The sequence below is a fragment of the Hymenobacter cavernae genome, from assembly GCF_014641455.1.
Classification (GTDB): Bacteria; Bacteroidota; Bacteroidia; order Cytophagales; family Hymenobacteraceae; genus Hymenobacter; species Hymenobacter cavernae.
Genome location: NZ_BMHT01000001.1, coordinates 159345 through 178241 on the forward strand (window position 1 = coordinate 159345; position 18897 = coordinate 178241).

The following is an 18897-nucleotide window of genomic DNA, read 5'->3' on the forward strand; positions in this document are numbered from 1 at the left end:
ATTACTAATCTTTGATCTTTTGCCCATGCAAGTCATTCAGGACCCGGCGCAGTTTCCGCACCTCGGCAATGCTGTCGTGACCAGCGGCACCTTCGATGGCGTACACGTAGGGCACCAGAAGATTCTGCGCCGCCTGCTGGAAGTAGCCCGCCAGGATCAGGCGCCGGCCGTCGTGATTACCTACTGGCCGCACCCGCGGCTGGTGCTGGCCCCGCCCCTCGCCCACCCGCAGCCCCTCGACCTGCACCTGCTTTCCACCTTAGATGAGCGCATTGCGCTGCTGGGAAAAGCGGAGGTCGACTACCTGCTGGTGGTGCCTTTTACCAAAGAATTTGCTGAGCTTTCTTCCGAAGAGTATATCCAACGGCTTCTCATCCAGACCGTTGGCACGCACAAGCTGGTCATTGGCTACGACCACCGTTTTGGCAAAAACCGCGAAGGCAGCTTCGAGTACCTGAGCCAGAACGCCGACCGCTACGGCATGGAAGTCGAAGAAATTCCGCGCGCCGATGTGGATGAAGTTGGGGTAAGCAGCTCCCGGATTCGGCGAGCCCTGGAAAGCGGCGACGTGCAAACGGCCAACCGCTACCTAGGCTACCCCTATACCTTTACGGGCACCGTGGTGCGAGGCAAGCAGCTAGGTCGCACCATCGGCTACCCGACGGCCAACATGGTGAGCGAGGAGCCGTTGAAACAGATTCCAAGTCGCGGCGTGTACGCCGTGATGGCGACCACTGCCGAGGGTGACACGTATCAGGCCATGCTGAACATCGGTGTGCGCCCGACTGTGGGCGGCGACCTATCCCAAACCGTTGAAGCCCACCTGCTCGACTTCGACGGCGACTTATACGATCAGCCGCTGACGGTGCAGTTTGTAGCCCGGCTCCGCGACGAGCAGAAGTTCGACGGCTTGGATGCCCTCAAAGCCCAGCTGGCGAAGGATGCCGATGAGGCGCGCCGCCACCTGATTAGCGGATAGAGCAACGAGGAGCTTTTCTCCACAGCATGAAAAATTTAGGGGTAGCAGCTAAATCGAGAGGTTTAGCTGCTTTTTTATGTGGCCCAACTAGCCAGAAGGCTGCACCATTTTCCATAGCTAGGCTTATATTTCGGCCTTATCTTACCAAGCTGTTATTCGTCCTATGCTTATTCATATTCTACGAAAATATCTATTAACGCTTTACTGCTTAGCAATCTATGGAGTAGCATTTAGCCAAGGCACCCTGGGCGGTCAAGTTCGCGACTCGCTTACGCATGAGCCACTGGCGTACGCGAGTGTATTCCTGGCCAACACAACCCGCGGGGTCAGCACAGATGCCAATGGCCGCTTTGTACTAACCGATGTACCCACCGGCCACTACGATTTTATTATCTCTTACCTAGGTTACAAACTCTATCGGCAAACCATTACAGTTGCTAACTCACCGCTGGTTATCAATGCTTTTCTTGCAAAAGCGACGAACCAGCTAGGCGAAGTAGTGGTGCATCCAAACCCAAACCGGGCGGCCGACTACCGCCACTTCGAGCAGCTGTTTCTAGGGGCTACCAGCTTCTCGCGTCAATGCCGCATCCGCAATCCGGAAGCAATTTTCGTCGACAACGACCCCGACAAGAAGCTACTCACAGCCAGTAGCCCTACTTTCGTTGAGATTGATAATCAGGCCCTAGGCTACTGCATCCGCTACTACGGTTTGCGTTTTCAGCTTGATCTGCAAGGGCAAGTCTTCTCGTTTTATGGCTACCCGATTTTTGAGCAGCTAGCAACTACCAGCGCCAGTAAGCGCCGACGCTGGGAAGCCAATCGGCGCAAGGCGTACCTAGGTTCGCTCCCGCATTTTCTGAAGAGCGTGTACGACAACCGCCTCACGGAAGAGGGCTATGTGGTGCAAAAAGTACAACATATCCAGAACCCCAAATGGCAGCGCGCCGACAGCTTGCTGCGCGTTCAGCGTGCTGCTTTGCAGCAACAACATCGCGGCTTCCCCGATGACTCGGTGAGGCAGTGGCAGCAGGTATCACCAAGGCTTTCCTTGCTCTACCGGCGGCCGCTGCCACCCGATAGCGTGCGTGGCACGCAGCCTAATTCGGAGAAGGTGTGGCTGCGTTTCCAAAATTTTATTCAGGTGACCTACCTGCGCGAGAGGCCGGATCGTGCTTACCTGGATGCTATTCTGCGTCAATCATCAGGAGCTTCAATTGCAATAGCAGGGGCGCAACCTGAAGTTTCGCTTGTTAGTTTGCTTGATAAGGACGCCGAAATAGAACGTAATGGGCACCTTATCAATCCTTTGGCTATTCTGAGCGAGGGCTATTGGGCATTCGAGAAAGTGGGAGAGCTATTGCCCTTCGATTATCGCCTGCCTGCGACTGAGTAAACAGCAGGGAGCTAGGCTAGCTGTTAGGGAAGGGACTTGGGCGAAACGCGGTGAACTCCTACCTTGCTGCTTCCACCCACCCTCACCCCTATGATTAACAAAGTAGTAGCCGACGCCCAGGCTGCGCTGCAAGGCATCCGCGACGGCATGACCCTGATGCTAGGTGGCTTCGGCCTGTGCGGCATCCCCGAAAACAGTATTCAGGAACTGCTGCGCCTCGGCATAAAGAACCTCACCTGCATTTCTAATAACGCCGGCGTCGATGATTTCGGCATCGGGCTGCTGTTGCAACAGCGGCAGGTGAAGAAGATGATTTCCAGCTACGTAGGCGAAAACGCTGAGTTTGAGCGCCAACTACTCTCTGGCGAGCTGGAAGTGGAGCTGATTCCCCAGGGCACGCTGGCTGAGCGCTGCCGGGCCGGCGGCGCGGGCATTCCGGCGTTTTACACGCCCGCCGGCTACGGCACAGAGGTGGGCGAAGGCAAGGAAAGCCGGGAGTTCAACGGCAAGATGTATCTGCTGGAAACCGCTTTGCACGCCGATTTTGCCTTCGTGAAAGCCTGGAAAGGCGACACCGCCGGCAACCTCATCTACAAAGGCACCGCCCGCAACTTCAACCCGATGATGGCGTCGGCCGGCAAAATCACGGTGGCGGAAGTGGAAGAATTAGTACCCGCCGGCGAGCTGGACCCCAACCAGATTCACACGCCCGGCATCTTCGTGCAGCGCATTTTCCAGGGCAAAAATTACGAGAAGCGCATCGAGCAACGCACGGTTCGCCAGAGCTAAAAACGTTTTTGTCCTGCTGAGCTGGTCGAAGCAACTCGCGTGCAGTTGTTGCAGAGCTAACCTATTCAGCTAGGTTTAGTATTGCACGCGAGATGCTTCCTACCGTCAGCATGACGTTCCACTTTTATCAGCGAAATTCCCTATGCTCGACAAACACGGCATCGCCCGGCGCATTGCGCAAGAAGTACAAGACGGCTCTTACGTCAACCTAGGTATCGGCATTCCGACGCTGGTGGCTAACTACATTCCGCAGGGTATCAACGTGGTGCTGCAATCCGAAAATGGCCTGCTCGGAATGGGGCCTTTTCCCAGCGAGCAGGAAGTTGACCCTGACCTTATTAATGCTGGCAAACAGACCGTTACGACGCTACCGGGCTCCAGCTTATTCAGCTCCGCCGACAGCTTCGCCATGATCCGCGGGGAGCATGTCGACCTCACGATCCTGGGTGCTATGGAAGTCTCCGACCAGGGCGACATTGCCAACTGGAAGATTCCGGGCAAAATGGTAAAAGGCATGGGCGGCGCCATGGACTTGGTAGCGTCGGCCCGCAACATCATTGTCGCCATGCAGCATACGGCCCGCGACGGGTCGTCTAAGCTGCTGCCGGCCTGCACGTTACCCATCACGGGCCTGCACTGCGTGAAGAAGATAGTGACAGACCTGGCCGTGCTTGATGTTACGCCGGATGGCTTCGTGCTGCGCGAGCGGGCGCCGGGCGTGTCGGTCGAGCAGATTATTGCAGCTACGGCGGGCCGCTTAGTAGTGCCATCAGGGGAGGTGCCGGAGATAGGAGCCTAAGTAGTAGGCGCGCTTGTGGGTGCGCTGAACAGCTATCTGGTGGCCGCGCTCGGCTAAATACATTGCTGTAACAGCCGGTCCTACCTAGGTCTGGCTGTTTGCATTCTCTCGCAGCGCAGTGAGCCTTTTTGCCACTAAACTTGTTGCCTAGCCGTAAGATGAACCTAGCTGCTCCGTGCGAGCGAGGTATCTTTGGCTTTCTTTCGATTATCTCATTCTACTATATGGCAACGAATTCAACGGGCAAAACCGGTGGTAGCCACGCTAAAAAACAATCATTGCCGGGTATGCCGAGCACGAGCGAGCTGCTGACGCCCACGGCCGTACCCGCGCACAAACTGGTGCTCCGGACGCTGAAAAAGAACGACTTCAAAGCCGTGAAGGCCATCATGGACAAGGTTTATTCCAACATGGAAGGCTCATGGTCGTCGGATGAGTACACGGCCTTGCTGCGCAAGTTTCCCGAAGGTCAGATCTGCATTGAAGACAACGGCGTGGTGGTAGCCGCGGCCCTGGCTATCATCGTGCAATACAGCGACTTTGGCGACAAGCACACCTACGCTAAGATCACCGGCAACGGCAAGTTCAACACCCACAATGCCGACGGCGACACCCTCTACGGCGTCGATGTGTTTGTGGACCCTGAGTACCGCTCACTGCGCTTAGGTCGTCGCTTGTACGATGCACGTAAGGAGCTGTGCGAGAACCTGAACCTGCGCGCCATGGTAGCGGGTGGCCGTATTCCCGGCTATGCCGCCTACGCCAACGAGATGACGCCCGCCAAGTACGTGGAAATGGTACGCAACAAGGAAATTACGGACCCGATTCTCACGTTCCAGCTCTCCAACGAGTTTCACGTTCGTAAGATCATCAAAGGCTACCTGCCCTACGACTCCGAGTCGAAGGCGTTTGCGACCTTGCTGGAGTGGATCAATGTGTACTATGAGGAAGAGGAAAAGCTGATTGGTAACCAGAAGTCGAATGTGCGCATCGGCATTGTGCAGTGGCAGATGCGCGCCACCAGCAGCCTGGAAGACTTCTACCAGCAGATTGAGTTCTTCGTGGATACGGTGAGCGGCTATAAAGCTGACTGCGTGCTGTTTCCGGAGTTTTTCAACGCTCCGCTCATGGCGCTTACCAACGAACAGTCAGCTTCCATTGCTATCCGCTCGATGGCGGCCTTCACGGAGCCAATCAAGTCTAAGTTCATGGAGTTGGCTGTGAGTTATAACATCAACGTTATTGCCGGCTCGATGCCGGTGTACGAAGAGGGCAAGCTCTACAACGTGTCGTATCTGTGCCGCCGCGACGGCACCGTGGACGAGCAGTACAAGCTGCACGTCACGCCCGACGAAGCTAGCTATTGGGGCATGCGCGGCGGCGATAAGCTCAAGTGCTTCGACACAGATTTCGGCAAAATCGGCATTCTGGTGTGCTACGATGCTGAGTTTCCGGAGCTCGCCCGTATGTTGTCGGATGATGGCATGAAGATTCTGTTCGTGCCTTTCTGGACCGATACCAAGAACGCCTACCAGCGCGTACGCATCTGCGCGCAGGCGCGGGCCATTGAAAACGAGTGCTACGTGGCCATTACGGGTTCGGTAGGCAACCTGCCGCGCGTGGAGAACATGGACATCCAGTACTCGCAGAGCGCCGTGTTCAGCCCGTCGGACTTTGCTTTTCCCCACGACGCCATTGTGGCCGAAGCAACGCCGAACACTGAGATGACGCTCATTGCCGACCTCGACCTCGATTTGCTCAAGGACCTGAACAGCAGCGGTGCGGTGCGTAACCTCCGTGACCGTCGCAAAGACCTGTACTCAGTGAGTTGGGTGAAGAAAACTGAGCGCGACGACGAGCTGCTGGCTCAGGGCGAGGAGCGCGCGCCCCGTGGAGGCAAGCGCAAGATTACGCACGTTGTAACGCACTTGGCCGAGTAAGACCTAGGTTGCATTCTGACGAGTATAAGCTAGGCCAGCGGATAGATTTATCCGCTGGCCTTTTTGCGTCTGTCAGACTCCTGAGGGTTGTAGCGCATGAAGAACAGGCGAATGGTCCTATATTCGAGTCCTTGTTACCATATTTCACCGTCTCTCCCATGAAACGCATCCTTATTACCGGAGCTAACCGGGGCCTGGGTCTTGAGCTTACCCGCCAATATCTGGAGCGCGGCGACCAGGTTTTTGCCGCCAGCCGCCAGCCTGACGCCGCCACTGAGTTGCAGCAGCTCCAGTCGCAGTATTCCGACAAGCTCATTCTTATCGCCCTCGACGTGACCGATGAGGCCTCCATCAGCGAGGCACATAAAGCCGTGCGGGCCAAAACCGACGGCCTGGAAGTGCTCATCAACAACGCCGGCATCTACCCTGGCGCCAGCGCCGATGAGCCGACGAATCAGCGCCTGGGTCAGCTGACCGGGCAAGGCGCCATCTACGTGATGCAAACCAATGCCCTAGGTCCTATCCTGGTCGCACAGCAGTTTCTGGATTTATTGCAAAATGGAATCAAAGCACGCATTCTGAGCTTGTCGTCCGGGCTAGGTTCGCTGACGTGGAAAAGCTCCGGCGACCCATACCACTACAGCGCCAGCAAGGCCGCCTTGAACATGTACATGCGCTCCTTGGCCGCTGAAGTTGGCCACTACGGTCTAATATCGGTGCTGGTCGATCCGGGCTGGGTCCGGACGGGTATGGGTGGCACTGGCGCTACGCTCCCTCCTTCCGACTCGGCTCGTGGCATTATCCGTATTGCCGATCAGCTGCACGCCGAAGAAAACGGCAGCTTCCTGACGTGGCAGGGACAACCAGTGCCGTGGTAAGCTAGGTACAGCTTTTAATAAGAAAAGGGTGACTTTCCGGAGAAAGTCACCCTTGTTTTTTCTCCTGATTTGCTCCTGATTAATATGCGCCTTCGCTTGCCAGGTGTGCATGGTCGCGCAGTAGCGTGCGCAGGAATGCTTCGTCCGACAACGTGGTGTAAATGCCGGTCAGGTTTTTCACCTTGTTTGCCACTTCATTGAGCAGCAGATAGTTCTGGCGTTCCAGACCTTGCGCCAGCAGCTGACGAATAAGCGCCACATCATGATCCGCCAAGTTGGCTGCCTGCGGAAACACGACCTGATAATTTGGGTCGAGGGAACCTAGATGCGCCGCTGCGCGCCCGGCACCAGCAGCAGGCCGCAGGCGCACCACCGTGGTGCCGGCTGCAAGGTCGCCGAGGCGCTGGCCGTGGCCATTGATGAGGATCGTAATGACGGCAACGGCTCCCGAGAAGACGCCCAGATCGATCAGGCGCAGCAACCAGCGCAGCAGATAGTCGCCCAGGCTAGGTCGGCCGCCGTCGAGGCGAACTACTTTCAGGTCGCGGGCGCGTTTACCCAGGCTCTGCCCGTTGAAAAACACCTCGCTGATCAGATGATAAAATAAATAGGGCACCCCGACCAGCCCGATGGCTAGAACGACCAAAGCCGTTTGCCCGAACTGCGAAGCAATACCAATGACGACAACACTCCACACGAAGAGCACCAGATAGTCGAGGATGGTGGCAATAATCCGGTCGCCGACGCTGGCCACCTCGTACTCAATTGTAACATTCTGGGTTGTCTGAACGCGAATCGTGCTCATAGAAAAGGTAAATGCCTGCGCTTTGGGAGCCGTAGGAGATTATGAATATATTTGTCTAGCTAGCTTTTGCGGCCTTGGCCTACAGCTCGTCTTTTGTTTATTCCCGTGTTTGATAACTATGCGCGAAGCTGTATTCCTACGTCAGAATGCCGAAAAGTGGCGGCTTTACGAAACGCAACCCGCCCAGGGCCCGGATGAGCTGGCGGCTCGGTTTATAGAACTCACCGACGACTTGTCGTTTGCCCGCACGTTTTACCCCGAGTCGCCTACCACGCAGTATCTCAACGACCTCACAGGCAAGCTACACCAAGCTATCTACAAAAACAAAAAGGAGCGCACAGGGCGTTTTGGCCGGTTTTGGCGCCACGAGCTGCCCTTGCTGGTGGCTCGTTCGCACCGGCAGCTTGCTTGGGCACTGGTTTTCTTTTTGCTGGCGACAGGCATCGGGGCGCTTTCCGCCGCCTACGACGATACCTTCGTGCGCGTGGTGCTCGGCGACCAATATGTCAATCAAACGCTGCACAACATCGAGCGCGGCGACCCAATGGCCGTTTACAAAAGCGCAGGTGAAAGCACGATGTTTCTGTATATCACCAGCAACAACATTTATGTGGCGCTGCGCACCTTCGCCATGGGTGTGCTGCTCTCCTTCGGCACAGCCTATTCATTGTTCACGAATGGGCTGATGCTCGGCTCGTTTCAGTACTTTTTTGTGGCGAAAGGCCTAGGTATTCAGTCGGCGCTGACGATCTGGATACACGGCACACTGGAGATTTCAGCTATTGTGCTGGCTGGTGGCGCGGGCTTTGTGATGGGCAACAGCATTTTGTTTCCGGGTACCTTCTCGCGCACCGAATCGTTTCGGCGCGGCGCCCGCGACGGACTAAAGCTAGCTATCGGGCTGGTGCCCATCTTCGTGGTGGCCGGCTTCCTGGAAAGCTTCGTGACCCGCCACACCGAAATGCCGCTGGGCCTGAGCCTGCTCATCATCGGCGGCTCGCTGAGCTTTATCATCTGGTATTTTATCTTTTATCCGCTTCGTTTGCAGCGGCTTGCTGATCATCAACTATCCTAGGTTTCTATGCCTCGTCTTTCCTTTACGCAACCCGCCGACTTCCTGAAAGAGCGCGATTTCGGCCAGAAGCTCGAAGCCACGTTCGACTTTATACGAGCGCACTTCAAGCCGCTTGGCAAGTGCCTGCTTTACATTGTGCTGCCCATTGCGCTGCTAAATGGAATTATGGTGGGACTGCTCCAAGCGCGGCTGGGCAGCTACTTCAGAGCAGCTACTATTGCTAGTCGAACTGGTGGCACAATGAACTACTTCTCTTTCAGCGAGCAGGTGCCACAATCGTTACTCTTTGTTGTCACAGGTCTCATCACTTTTGCGCTTGGCATCCTGACGGTGTATGGCTACATGGTGCTACGGCTGCACCAGGAAGATCCGACTGCAGAGATATCCGTGGCAGAAGTGTGGGCGTTTGTGCGGCGGCGCCTGCTCGGCACCATCTTGGCTTTTATAGGACTGGCCATCTGCTTCATGCTGCTGTTTATACCCTTTTTCGGAATGGTATTTCTGGGAGGGCTAGGTGCCGGAAGCTCCGGTGGGGTGGCGTTTCTGTTCTTACTGATACCGGTTTGCTACTGTGCCTTTCTTTACATGGGAGTCACGCTTAGCCTCTTCTTCATCATTTGGGTGCGCGAAGAGCTAGGTTTCTTTGCTACGCTACGTCGCTGCTTTTACCTGATTTGGGGAAAGTGGTGGTCAACTTTCGGACTGCTTGTGGTGATGAGCATGATCGTGAGTTTGATTATGTTGGTGCTGGTCATGCCCGTTAGCTTCCTGAATGTCTGGTCTCTTGTGAAGCCCGACGATACCCCGGTCAGCCCCATCCTGACGGTAGCAGCCAACAGCTTCAGCACCATCGCTATAATGCTTCTATACACCCTCATCTTCATCGCCTTGGCTTTTCAATACTTCAACCTGGTAGAGCGCAAGGACGGCGAAGGGCTCCGCTCTTTGGTCGACCGTCTGGGGCAACCCGCCGCGGCCGCACCCCTGCACCCAGACGACCACTACCGCCCCGAGGAAGAAGGTGATTACTAGCCTCTACCCTATCACCTATCGCCTTTCTCGACAATACTCTCCCCTGCTGCGGCGCTTCCGGTCGACTATTTTGCGGTTCTTCCTTTCATTTTTTAATGCAAAGCTAGCTTTGCCGCCGTTGCGGCGTAGCTGCTGCGCTTTGCTGCTGCTAGCTTCGCTCGGGGAGCCGCTCGTAGCGGAGTCGCAGTCGTTGGCGCCCCGGCAGTTGCAGCTGGCAGCCGCGCCGGAGCAAGTCTCCTTGCGGCGCCCCACAGCGGAGCGGCTGAAAGCGCTGCGCAGCCAGCGGGAGCTGCAATACGAGATGGAGCCGGTGCCCCAGACCAGCGCCTGGGATTCATTCTGGTACCGCTTTCGGCGCTGGCTAGGTCGCTTGCTGAACCGCCCCGCGTACCAGCACGGCTGGCGCTATCTGGTTTACGGCGCTTTTCTGGTGGCTTTTGTTTTCATCGTGCTGCGCCTGCTCAAAGTAGACCTAACCGGCGCTTTCGGCCGCAATCCGCAACGCATGCCTTTGGCCTACACTACTGAAGGAGAAGACATTCACGCGGTAGACTTTCCCGCGCGCATTGCCGAAGCCGAAGCTGCCGGCGACTACCGCTTGGCGGTGCGCCTAGGTTTTCTCAGCGTGCTCAAACAGCTCACCGACCGCGGCCTGCTCACTTGGCGCCCGGAGAAAACCAATGCCGACTACCTGGCCGAAGTACCCGCCGGACCGTTGCACGCTGCTTTTGGGCAAGTGGCCCGGCAGTTCGAATATGCCTGGTACGGCGAGCTGCCGCTCACGGCCGCTCAGTATGCCTTGGCTCGTGAGGCGCGCCTGGCGCTTTTGCAGCTTCTTACGCCGCACGCCGCCTAATGAAAGATCGTCGTTTTCAACTGTATCTGCTGGGTCTGGTCGTCCTGTTCGGGGCGTATGTGCTGGTCGAGTATAACCGGCCGAAGCCCGTCAACCGCACGCCCACCTTCATCAACCACGACAAGATTCCGTACGGCACGTACGCGCTGTTTGACTTGCTGCCGGATCTGTTTGGCCGCCGGGTACAAACAGTGCGGGAGCCGATCTTCAATCAGCTTTATCCCGAAGCTAGCCCCGACACGCCTGAGCGTGACAGCACAGTCCATTTCCCCCATGATGTCAACTATTGTTTCGTCAACCGCTCTTTCCGCTTCGATTCGCTGGATTGTGACGCGTTGCTGCGCTTCGTAGCCAGCGGCAACAATGTCTTTATCGCGGCCGAAGAATTTGATTCGCAGCTAAGCGACACGCTGCACTTCGATACGGATGCCGACGCACGCGTACGGCCCTTGCGCAACTTTCCCGGTCGACTGCGCGCTGATTCGGTTTCCCTGCGCTTCGCTGCGGGCCTCGCTTCGGGTCGACGCTTTCACTATCCTAGGTCGCTGGCGGACATGCACTTCACCCTCGACAGCGCAGCAGCACCTAGGGTACTAGCGACTGACGCGCAAAACCGGCCGGTGCTGCTGCGCTTTGCGCATGGCCGCGGCAGTTTCTACCTGTGCTCGGTCCCGATTGCTTTCACCAACCTGTACGTGCTGCGCCCCCAGACTAGCGATTTTGCATTTGCTAGTCTTTCCTATCTGCCCGCGCCGCGCACCATCTGGTGGGATGAATACCAGAAGCAAGGGCGACCGGGACAACAATCGCTGTTGCGTGTGGTGCTGCGCTACCCGGCCCTACGCACGGCTTTTTACGCCAGCTTAGTTGGAATTCTATTGTTTATCTTGTTTGAAGCGAAGCGGCGGCAGCGCATTATTCCCGTGCTGAAACCGTTGCCTAACACTACTTTGCTATTCACGCGCACGGTGGCCTCGCTCTACCGGCAGGGCAGCAACCATCAGCTTATTGCCGAAAAGAAAGTCGGCTTGTTTCTGGAGTACGTCCGCACGCGCTTTCAGGAGAATACCACGAATATCGCTGATGAGCAGTTTCGGGAAAGGCTGGCCCAGAAGTCAGGACTTGCCCGCGGCCGGGTCGACGAGCTGGTGCGCCTCATCAACTTCGCCCGCACGGCTCCCCGCGTCTCCGACGTTGAGCTGCTTACGCTTAGCCGGCTGATAAGTGCTTTTCGCCGCGATGCCCGCTAAGGCTTTCTCTACAATCAATTTCGTCGCTACTATCTGCAAAAGCTACTGATTTAATGGAAAACGATTTCGCTGACCTAGGTTCTACTTCTTCCCTGCCGCCTGACTCGCCCCAGCCTGCCGCGCCGTTCTCGCCCCGCGCTGATTTCAGCCGGTTGCAAGCCAGCGCCGATGCTATCCGGCGAGAGCTAGGCAAAGTCATTGTCGGGCAGCAGGCGCTGATTGACTTGCTGCTTACCGCTATCCTGGCCGATGGCCACGTATTGCTGGAAGGTGTGCCGGGCGTAGCCAAAACGCTCACTGCCAAGTTGCTGGCCCGCACCCTGGATGTGCCGTTTAGCCGCATCCAGTTCACCCCCGATATGATGCCGTCCGACGTGCTCGGCACCTCTATCTTTCGGCCCAATAGCGCCGAGTTTGAGTTTCGGCCCGGCCCTATCTTCGCCAGCGTCGTGCTGATTGACGAAATAAACCGTGCCCCCGCCAAGACGCAGTCGGCCTTGTTTGAGGTGATGGAAGAGCGTCACATCACGCAGGATGGCACAACGTATCCGATGCAGGAGCCCTTTCTCGTGCTGGCCACCCAGAACCCCATCGAGCAGGAAGGCACCTACCGCCTCCCTGAAGCCCAGCTCGACCGCTTTCTATTTAAGATCAACGTTGGCTACCCTACCACGGCGGAGGAAGTGGCTATTCTGCAAGGCCATCACGCAGGCTTCGGCGGCACGCCGCTGGAGGCAGTCAGCACCGTGCTGAGTGCTGCCGACATTCGGGCGTTGCGCCAGCAGGTTCGCCAGCAGCACGTCGAGCCGAAGCTACTGGAATACATTGCGCAGCTGGTAGGCAATACGCGGGCTCATAAGGCGCTCTACCTAGGTGCCTCGCCCCGTGCTTCTTTGGCGCTGCTCAACGGTGCCAAAGCGCTTTCCGCCCTGCGCGGCCGCGACTTCGTAACGCCCGAAGACGTGCAATTCCTCGCTCCGGCCGTGCTGCGTCACCGTATTCTGCTCACCCCCGAGCGCGAAATGGAAGGAACCGCACCAGATGACGTGGTGAAACAAATCATTCAGCAGCTAGAGGTACCTAGGTAGTTCAGTTAACAATTAACAGTTACCAATTATCACTGCACAACTCACCTAGGTGTGAGTAGCCAAACGCGGATAACTGATAACTGACAGATGTTAATTGGTAAATGTTAACTAGTAACTGAAAAGTGAAGTCGCTCTATCTTACTTCCCGGTTCTTTCTGGTGCTAGCGGCTGTAGTAACGGGGCTGGTAGTGGCGTTTTTTCTGCCGGTGCTGCTCGTGCCCTTGCAGGTAGTGCTAGCCTTACTTGTAGTGCTGACTTTGCTGGATGGCCTATTGCTCTACACGCCCGGCCGCAACGGCGCGGGCCACGTTTTTGGGCGGCGCGTGCTAGGCGACAAGCTTGCTAATGGCAGCGACAACGACCTAGCTATTTACCTCGAAAACCACTATCGTTTCCCCGTCAGCACCCGGACGATTGATGAAATTCCGGTGCAGTTTCAACGGCGTGATGTGCTGTTTCGGGCAGAGCTGAAAGCTGGCGAAACCACTATCATCCGCTACCAACTGCGGCCTACCAAGCGAGGCGAATACCAGTTTGGAGCCGTGAACGTGTTCGTGACTTCACCGATTGGACTGGTGCGTCGTCGTTTTCGCTATGGGCCAGATCAGGTGGTGCCGGTGTATCCGTCGTTTTTGCAAATGCGCCAGTACGAGCTGCTGGCTATCAGCAACCGCCTGACGGAAGTAGGCGTGAAGCGCATTCAGCGCGTAGGTCACAGCCTGGAGTTCGAGCAGATCCGGCCCTACGTAGCCGGCGACGATCCACGAACCATCAACTGGAAGGCCTCGGCTCGCCGCTCCAATGCAGACACGGATACGCTGGTAGTCAATCACTTCCAGGATGAACGCGCTCAACAGGTCTATTGCCTGATCGATAAAGGACGGGTGATGCGCATGCCGTTCGCGGGCCTGAGTCTGCTGGATTATGCCATCAATGCCACGCTGATAGTCAGCAACATTGCCCTGATCAAGCACGATAAAGCGGGGCTGGTCACGTTCTCCAATCAGCTCAGCGCTGTTGTACCCGCGGACCGTCGTAGCGGCCATTTGCTCAAGCTGCTGGAAGTGCTTTACCGACAGCGCACCAAATACCTCGAAACTGATTTTGAGCTGCTTTACACCAATATCAAAGCCAAAATCCGGCAGCGTAGCCTGCTGATTCTATTCACCAACTTCGAGACGCTGAGCGGCTTACAGCGCCAGTTGCCTTACCTGCGCCGCCTCGCCAAAGACCATCTGCTGCTGGTTGTCTTCTTCGAAAATACTGAGCTGGATCTTTTCCTAAACTCGCCCGCCGAAACAACGGAAGAAGTTTACAACCAGACGATTGCCGAGAAGTTCGCCCAGGAAAAGCGCCAGATCGTGCGTGAGCTGCAACGCTACGGCATTCACGCTCTACTCACCGCACCCGACCAGCTGACGATCAACACGATAAACAAATACCTTGAGTTCAAGTCGCGGGGGATGATCTAGGCTCTGGAATGGTTTTAATACCTTTCCGCCTTCCACCTTCCCGTTCTACCATGTGTTTTTCGCTTCATTTTGGCCGTTTGCTGCTGTGTAGCTACCTGGTTTTATGTTCATTTATCGCACAAACGCAGCCCACTGACACCCGTCAGCTGATGCCTGTGCCGGCGCAGCTTACCTGGGGCGCCAATCATTTCACGCTCAAATCGGGGCTAGGTACCGGCATTCAGTTCGATAGTGATCAGGACCCCGCCGTGCGTGCTGCTGCCAATCGTTTTCTGGTTCGGCTAGCCAGAATAACCGGCCTCAAGCAACCCCGCCCAGCCCTGACGATCCGCTACGGCCGGGTTGGCGAAGTGAAGCTAGGTGAAGACGAATCGTATAGTCTGCGCGTCACGCCGGTCGGCATTGCGCTTACCTCCGCCACCAGCCTAGGTGCACTGCGTGGCCTAGCTACGCTGGAGCAATTGCTCACGCACGAGAAGAAGAGCTACTACTTCCCCGAAGTTGATATCACCGACCAGCCACGCTTTCCGTGGCGGGGTTTGCTAATTGACGCTGCCCGGCACTTTATGCCAGTCTCTGTTATTAAGCGCAACCTTGATGGCATGGCAGCTATGAAGCTCAACGTGTTGCACTGGCACTTATCCGACGACCAAGGCTTTCGGGTGGAAAGCAAGTCCTTACCTAGGTTGCAGCAAGTGGCCGCGGCTGGGCAGTACTACAGCCAGGCGCAGGTGCGCGTGGTGGTGCGGTATGCGGCGGAGCGGGGCATCCGGGTAGTGCCGGAGTTTGACTTACCCGGCCACACCACAGCCTTAATTGCGGCCTACCCGGTGCTGGCCAGCAACGATTCCACGTACGCGCCGGCTCAACGCTGGGGTGTACTCAACATCGCCATTGATCCGACCCGCGAAACTACGTATCAACTGCTCGATACGCTGCTCACCGAAATGACGACCTTGTTTCAGGACCCGTATTTTCACATTGGGGGCGATGAAAACAATGGGCAGCAGTGGCGACGCAATCCGCGCATTGCGGAGTACATGCGCGCTAACAAGATGGTGAAGGAGAATGGCAAGTTTGATACGCACGCTCTCCAAACTGCCTTCAACCGGCGCATCCTGCCCCTGTTCACCAAACAAGGTAAAATAATGGTCGGCTGGGACGAAATTTTTGGGCCTGATCTTCCGCAGGAAGCTGTTATCCAGAGCTGGCGTGGGCACAAAGCTCTGTATGAAGCGGTGAAGGCCGGCCACCAGGCGCTGCTTTCCAACGGCTACTATATCGACCTGAACTACAGCGCCGCTACGCACTATCTCAACGACCCACTCCCAGCCGACGCTCCGCTCACCCCCGAACAGCAACGGCGTGTGCTAGGTGGCGAGGCCACTATGTGGGCCGAATTTGCCGATTCAACGATAATTGACAGCCGCATTTGGCCCCGAGCCGCTGCCGTTGCCGAGCGGCTATGGTCGCCGGCTACCGTGCGCGATGTGCCAGATATGTACCGGCGGTTGGCAAGTACTTCCAGTGAGTTAGAAAACCTAGGTCTGCAACACCGCCGCGCACCCGAACAGTTGCTTTTGCAGCTTGCGGGCCAACAGAACCTAGCCTCTCTCACGATGCTGGCCAGCGTGCTGGAGCCAGTGAAGGAGTACAAACGCCATCGGCAAGGCTTTAGCTACACGACCCAAACGCCATTGAACCGCCTGGTAGATGCCGCTCTGCCCGAAGCCGAAGCGGCGCGGCAGTTTGGCGTCAATGTCAATCAACTGCTGCAATACGTGGCGAGCCCGCCAGCAGGCAAGCTCCCCAGAAACGACCAAGCATCGCTGACGCTGAACACGTTACGCACCACGCTACTACAATGGAAAGCCAATGATGCGCGGGTGCAGCCGCTATTAACCGCGGAGCCATTCTTACGCGAATACGCTCCGTTGTCTACTCAGCTTGCTACGCTTGCGGTCCTAGGTCTGGAGCGGTTGCGTTTGCTGGAAAAGGGAGAGCAGCCAACTGCGGCCTGGCAGGCAGCAGCTTTGCGGCAGGTAGAAGCCGCCAAAGCGCCCGCCGGCCAAGCAGAACTAGCTATTGTAGAAAGCATTCGAAAGCTGATTGCCGCTAAATGATGTGCTGACTAACTCGAAGAAAGCTTGAACCATTTATCAAGCAAAAAGGCCGGGCTTTGTGAAGCCCGGCCTTTTTGTGTTGGCGCAAAGTCCGACTACTCTTTGTAGCTGAACACTTTGTGGCCGCCTTTCAGCAGATACTTGTCGCGCTTGAACAGGCTCACGTCGGCGCTAACCATCTCGCTTACCAGCGCAGCCAGGTCGTACTTGGGCTCCCAACCTAGCTTTTCTTTGCACTTGGTCGGATCACCGATGAGCAGTTCTACTTCCGTCGGACGGAAATACTCTGGGTTTACTTTTACTACCACTTGGCCGATTGGCAGTTGATACTCAGGATCATTGCACTTCGAAACCGTTCCGATTTCGTTCACACCTTCACCAGTGAATGTTACTTCTACGCCTACTTCAGCGAAAGCCATCCGGATAAAGTCGCGCACAGTGGTCGTAACACCGGTAGCAATAACGAAGTCCTCCGGTTCATCCTGTTGCAGAATGAGCCACATAGCTTCTACGTAGTCTTTAGCGTGGCCCCAGTCGCGGCGCGCGTCCAGGTTGCCTAGCTCGATGCATTCCTGCATCTCTGTCACGATCTGGGCTACACCGCGGGTAATTTTGCGGGTAACGAAGGTTTCACCACGCATCGGCGACTCGTGGTTGAAAAGGATGCCGTTAACGGCATACATGCCATAAGCTTCCCGGTAGTTAACCGTAATCCAGTAGCCGTATAGCTTGGCAACAGCATAAGGTGAGCGAGGATAGAACGGCGTTCTTTCCGACTGCGGCACTTCCTGCACTAGGCCGTACAGCTCTGAGGTAGAAGCCTGATAGATCCGGGTTTTCTTGGTCAGACCGAGAATGCGGATAGCTTCCAGGATACGCAGCGTACCGATACCGTCAACGTTAGCCACGTACTCCGGCTCATCGAACGACACCTTCACGTGCGACATGGCACCTAGGTTATAGATTTCGTCGGGCTGAATCTCCTGAATCAGGCGAATCATGTTGGTAGTGTCCGAAAGGTCGCCGAAGTGCAGCTTGAACTTGGCGTCGGGCGAGTTGCCCTCGTAGAGGTGGTCAACGCGGTCGGTGTTGAACAGCGAGGTACGACGCTTTACGCCGTGTACTTCGTAGCCTTTGCTGAGCAGAAGCTCCGCTAAGTAGGACCCATCTTGTCCTGTGATGCCTGTGATTAGAGCGACCTTCATGAGGAAAGTTTTTTGACTTGGTTAATTATGTTTCAGCAGCGCTACCAAGCGGATTAGCTCCGCTCGGTAAGCAGCTTATATGTTTTTAGCAGCCGAAGGCCACTAACAATGTAAGAATTAATAAATTACTACCGAGCTACTTCGGGCGCTTTGGCCAGAAACTCTGCGTAGGCTTTGCGCACTCCGTCCTCTAGCTTGGTTGTGTATTTCCAACCTAGGTTGGTCAGCTTACTCACGTCCATGAGCTTCCGCGGCGTGCCATCCGGGTAGCTTGAATTGAAGCGCAGCTCCCCTTCGTAACCGACAATCGACTTGACCAGCCCGGCCAGCTCCGCAATAGTCACATCTTCGCCCGTACCGACGTTGACGAAGCCCGGCTCATTGAAGTTTTGTAGCAGGAAATAGCAGGCATCCGCCAGGTCGTCGGCGTACAGAAACTCCCGGCGGGGCGTGCCTGTGCCCCAGATTTCCACTTCGGGCGCGTTGTTGAGCTTGGCTTCGTGGAACTTGCGGAGTAGGGCTGGTAGCACATGCGAGCCTTTCAGATCATAGTTGTCATTAGGTCCGTACAGGTTCGTCGGCATCGCCGAGATGAAGTTGGCTCCGTACTGGCTGCGATACGCATCGCACATCTTGATACCCGCAATTTTGGCAACGGCATACGGCTCGTTGGTTTCTTCCAGCAAGCCCGTCAGCAGCGAGTCTTCTTGTAACGGCTGTGGAGCCAGTTTTGGGTAAATGCAGGAAGAACCCAGGAAAAGCAGTTTCTCGACACCGTGCACGTAGCTCTGATGAATCACGTTGCTTTCGATCATCAGATTGTCGTAGATGAAGTCGGCGCGGTAGGTGTTATTGGCAAGGATGCCTCCTACTTTCGCGGCTGCCAACACGACATACACGGGTTTTTCTTCTGCGAAGAAAGCAGCTACTGCTGCCTGGTCACGCAGGTCTAGCTCCGAGGAGCTACGCAGGATAAAGTTCTTATGACCAGCCTTTTGCATTCGCCGTAGGATGGCCGAACCGACCATGCCACGATGGCCGGCAATATATACCGGAGCTTCAAGATTCATAGTAGAATGATATTATTAAGCTGGCCCTCCAGAGTATCTCGAGCACACGCACATGAGCAAAAGTAAATTGTTTGTTCGACATATACCATTTAAACTTTATCCAGATAGAATAGAAAAATTACAGGTCACCTCGTAAACGC

At 56.1% G+C, this 18897-nt stretch carries 16 protein-coding genes; 13 read left to right on the top strand and 3 right to left on the bottom strand.

Going from position 1 to position 18897, the window contains the following annotated elements; all coding sequences use genetic code 11:
* The first annotated feature begins 25 nt into the window (after positions 1-25).
* The 6 genes from IEX74_RS00670 (at position 26) to IEX74_RS00695 (ending at position 6781) form a co-directional block, all read left to right on the top strand.
* Complete coding sequence (locus tag IEX74_RS00670; protein WP_188809969.1) at positions 26-979, top strand: bifunctional riboflavin kinase/FAD synthetase; 954 nt, start codon at positions 26-28, stop codon at positions 977-979.
* A 163-nt stretch (positions 980-1142) separates the two neighbouring features.
* Entirely contained in the window at positions 1143-2375 is a 1233-nt protein-coding gene (locus tag IEX74_RS00675; RefSeq protein WP_188809971.1) for a carboxypeptidase-like regulatory domain-containing protein, read from the top strand.
* 90 nt (positions 2376-2465) lie between these two features.
* A complete protein-coding gene (locus tag IEX74_RS00680; RefSeq protein WP_188809973.1) occupies positions 2466-3164 on the top strand; it encodes a CoA transferase subunit A in 699 nt (232 codons plus the stop codon).
* 142 nt (positions 3165-3306) lie between these two features.
* Positions 3307-3963, top strand: coding sequence for a 3-oxoacid CoA-transferase subunit B (locus IEX74_RS00685; RefSeq protein WP_188809974.1), 657 nt, complete (start codon positions 3307-3309; stop codon positions 3961-3963).
* A 287-nt stretch (positions 3964-4250) separates the two neighbouring features.
* The gene (locus tag IEX74_RS00690) at positions 4251-5903 is read left to right on the top strand and encodes a bifunctional GNAT family N-acetyltransferase/carbon-nitrogen hydrolase family protein (RefSeq protein WP_188811316.1); all 1653 of its coding nucleotides are present in this window, start codon (positions 4251-4253) and stop codon (positions 5901-5903) included.
* Between the two features lie 158 nt (positions 5904-6061).
* Positions 6062-6781 carry an SDR family oxidoreductase gene (locus IEX74_RS00695; RefSeq protein WP_188809976.1) on the top strand — a complete coding sequence of 240 codons (720 nt, stop codon included), beginning with the start codon at positions 6062-6064 and terminating at the stop codon, positions 6779-6781.
* A 79-nt stretch (positions 6782-6860) separates the two neighbouring features.
* Here IEX74_RS00695 and IEX74_RS00700 read toward each other — a convergent pair whose 3' ends face one another.
* Positions 6861-7586 carry an RDD family protein gene (locus IEX74_RS00700; protein ID WP_188809978.1) on the bottom strand — a complete coding sequence of 242 codons (726 nt, stop codon included), beginning with the start codon at positions 7584-7586 and terminating at the stop codon, positions 6861-6863.
* A gap of 118 nt (positions 7587-7704) precedes the next feature.
* On the opposite strand from IEX74_RS00700, the gene IEX74_RS00705 reads away from it, so the two are divergent.
* The 7 genes from IEX74_RS00705 to IEX74_RS00735 all read left to right on the top strand — a co-directional run bounded on the left by IEX74_RS00705 (position 7705) and on the right by IEX74_RS00735 (position 16482).
* Positions 7705-8661, top strand: a complete 957-nt coding sequence (locus tag IEX74_RS00705; protein ID WP_188809980.1) for a stage II sporulation protein M — start codon at positions 7705-7707, stop codon at positions 8659-8661.
* A gap of 6 nt (positions 8662-8667) precedes the next feature.
* Complete coding sequence (locus tag IEX74_RS00710; RefSeq protein WP_188809982.1) at positions 8668-9693, top strand: YesL family protein; 1026 nt, start codon at positions 8668-8670, stop codon at positions 9691-9693.
* Positions 9694-9832: 139 nt separating this feature from the next.
* Positions 9833-10549 carry a DUF4129 domain-containing protein gene (locus tag IEX74_RS00715; RefSeq protein ID WP_188809984.1) on the top strand — a complete coding sequence of 239 codons (717 nt, stop codon included), beginning with the start codon at positions 9833-9835 and terminating at the stop codon, positions 10547-10549.
* A complete protein-coding gene (locus IEX74_RS00720) occupies positions 10549-11799 on the top strand; it encodes a DUF4350 domain-containing protein (RefSeq protein WP_188809986.1) in 1251 nt (416 codons plus the stop codon). The genes IEX74_RS00715 and IEX74_RS00720 overlap by 1 nt, the downstream gene beginning before the upstream one ends.
* A 53-nt stretch (positions 11800-11852) precedes the next feature.
* Positions 11853-12887, top strand: coding sequence for an AAA family ATPase (locus IEX74_RS00725; RefSeq protein ID WP_188809988.1), 1035 nt, complete (start codon positions 11853-11855; stop codon positions 12885-12887).
* Positions 12888-13009: 122 nt separating this feature from the next.
* Entirely contained in the window at positions 13010-14359 is a 1350-nt protein-coding gene (locus tag IEX74_RS00730) for a DUF58 domain-containing protein (protein WP_188809990.1), read from the top strand.
* A gap of 50 nt (positions 14360-14409) precedes the next feature.
* Positions 14410-16482: a beta-N-acetylhexosaminidase gene (locus IEX74_RS00735; RefSeq protein ID WP_188809992.1), complete on the top strand. Its 2073-nt coding sequence runs from the start codon at positions 14410-14412 to the stop codon at positions 16480-16482.
* Between the two features lie 95 nt (positions 16483-16577).
* Here the strand turns inward: IEX74_RS00735 and gmd are convergent, their stop codons facing one another.
* Both gmd and IEX74_RS00745 read right to left on the bottom strand, forming a co-directional pair.
* Positions 16578-17687, bottom strand: coding sequence for a GDP-mannose 4,6-dehydratase (gene gmd, locus IEX74_RS00740; protein ID WP_188809994.1), 1110 nt, complete (start codon positions 17685-17687; stop codon positions 16578-16580).
* A 128-nt stretch (positions 17688-17815) separates the two neighbouring features.
* Positions 17816-18757, bottom strand: coding sequence for a GDP-L-fucose synthase family protein (locus IEX74_RS00745; RefSeq protein WP_188809996.1), 942 nt, complete (start codon positions 18755-18757; stop codon positions 17816-17818).
* Between the last annotated feature and the right edge of the window lie 140 nt (positions 18758-18897).